We start from the raw sequence: 2,421 nt of genomic DNA, 5'->3' as shown, positions 1-2,421 counted from the left end.
TGCATGGAGCCCCAAAACACTAAACCTAGGAGTGCCAGCCGGAACACATTAAACAGCGTTTGATTTTCCTCGCTGAAGTAGTCCAAGCTATTTTCGCCCAAATAGTAGTTATATACGATCGAGCTGAACGCAAACAGGATAAGCGCAACACTCACGTAGGTCTCGCCCCACGCACCCACCTGCTCGGCGACGGCTCGCTGAGTCAGCGCCACGCCCTCGACGCCTTCGGCGCCCGGTGTATAAGCATCTGACAACAAAATCATAGCCGCCGTTGCAGTGCACAACAGCAGAGTGTCAATGAAGACGCTAAAGGCCTGAACGATACCTTGATTCACGGGATGCTTCACATACGCAACCGCCGCCACGTTGGGCGCACTTCCCAAGCCCGCCTCATTCGAGAACAAGCCCCGACGTACACCCTGCAAAATCGCCGCACCAATACCACCACCAATGGCCGAATCTAGCCCCAAGGCACTTTTTACGATCATGGCAACAATACCCGGCAGCTCCGCGGCGTGCATAAGCAGAATGTAGACGGCGAGTGCAAAATAACCCACCGCCATCAAGGGGACGATGATCTCGCTCACTTTCGCAATACGATGAATGCCCCCGAAGATGACAAGCGCAACACATACGGTCAACACCAAGCCGCTGGTCAGTGTGCTGAATCCAAACGACGATTCAAGTGAACTTGCCACCACAAACGATTGCAACGCTGGAAACGCCAAACCAAAGGTAATCAGCAACAGTACCGAATAGACAGCCGCAAGCTTTGGCTTATTCAAACCGTGTTTGATATAAAATGCTGGCCCCCCCCGGTAATCTCCGTTGGGTTCGGCACGTTTAAATAACTGTGCTAGCGAGCATTCCACCACACTGGTGGCCATACCCATTAACCCAATAAGCCACATCCAAAAAATAGCGCCCGGACCACCCAGGGTAATGGCGACGGCAACACCTGCGATATTGCCCGAGCCCACACGGCCAGCAACCGAAACGACCAAGGCTTGGAAAGAGGTTAGGTGCCCCTGCTCATGGTGAAACGCGTTGCGTAGCACACCGAACATGCGCCCAAAGTAGCGGAACTGCACCGCCCGTGTGCTGACCGTAAAAAACAACCCCATGGTCAGCAAGACCGCGATCAGCACGTAATTCCATAACCAGTCGTTAACAACAGAGATCATGGCGCTACCCCGCAATACCAAAGTAGAAAATGACGGCCAAGGCGGGGGGCACGATGAAGCGTGTTGTAAAACGCCACACAGAATACCAGCCCTCGCTGATTGCAAACTCTTCTTTACTGAACTCGCTGCGCATGACCCAACCGGCAAAGAAAGCAATAAATAATCCACCCAACGGCAGCAATATTTGATTCGACAGCAAATCCATCGCGTCGTTAAAGTTTAGACCTGCCACTTTGATGTGATCGAGCACATTATAAGACAACAAGCTCAACACGCTGAGGACAGCAACAGCGCCCATGACCAGCAGAGTCGCTTTGTGTCGCGCCATCGCGTGACGGTCTTCCATGTAGGCAATAAGACCCTCGACCAAACCCACCATAGAGGTAATACCGGCTACAGACAGCATCACAAAAAATAAAACGGAGAAGGCATGCCCACCCGGCATTTGCGCAAAAGCAACGGGGAGGGTCTGAAAAATAAGCCCAGGACCCGCAGCAGGGTCGAGCCCGTTATTGAACACCGCGGGGAAAATAACCAAACCTGCGACCAACGCCACAAGGGTATCGGCGAAAATAATAATCGCGGCGCTTTTAGCTATCGAAACCGACTTCGGCAGATAGGCCCCGTACACCATCATACCGGCCATAGCGACGCCAATACTGAAGAATGCCTGACCCACCGCGATCAGAAACACATCGGCACTAATCTTTGAAAAATCTGGCGTAAATAGCCAGCTGATCGCCTCGGCAAACCCGCCTGCGAAGACATTATAGATAGCCAAGCCCACCAGCAGCAAAAACAGCAGAGGCATCATGACACTGACCGCGCGCTCAATACCATTTTTTACACCCGCGTAGATGATAGCGCCAGTAATGAATAACCCCACTAAGGTCCAGATCAGCATGCCTTGTGTATCGGCGAGCATACCGGTAAATTCACTCGCTGCGACTGCACCGTCATAGCCGGCGAATCCGGTCAAAATCGCTTTGTACAGGTACCAAAGGACCCAACCGACAATACCCGCGTAAACCACCTCAATGGTGAAAGCAGCCCACAAACCCATGCCGCCAACAAAACGCCAGCCTCCGCTGGCGCCGCTTTCCTGAGCGACGGCCGCAACAGCTGTGGTGGGACTCCCCTGCCCGCGCCGACCCAGCATAATTTCTGCCATCATGCAGGGAATGCCGATCACGACAATACAAGCTAAATAGACGAGTACGAACGCAGCACCGCCGTT

2 protein-coding genes are annotated in these 2,421 nt (G+C 53.2%); both read right to left on the bottom strand.

Features of this window, described 5'->3' with window-relative positions:
* The coding region (locus ACTF5Z_RS10490; protein WP_438985586.1) for an alanine/glycine:cation symporter family protein at nt 1-1,184 on the bottom strand (1,184 nt) is incomplete at its 3' end.
* Nucleotides 1,185-1,188: 4 nt separating this feature from the next.
* A partial coding sequence (locus tag ACTF5Z_RS10485) for a sodium-dependent transporter (protein ID WP_438985585.1) occupies nt 1,189-2,421 on the bottom strand: 1,233 nt, incomplete at its 5' end.

Source organism: Aequoribacter sp. (assembly GCF_965659035.1).
Classification (GTDB): Bacteria; Pseudomonadota; Gammaproteobacteria; order Pseudomonadales; family Halieaceae; genus Aequoribacter.
This window is presented reverse-complemented; position numbering and strand designations above follow the sequence as displayed.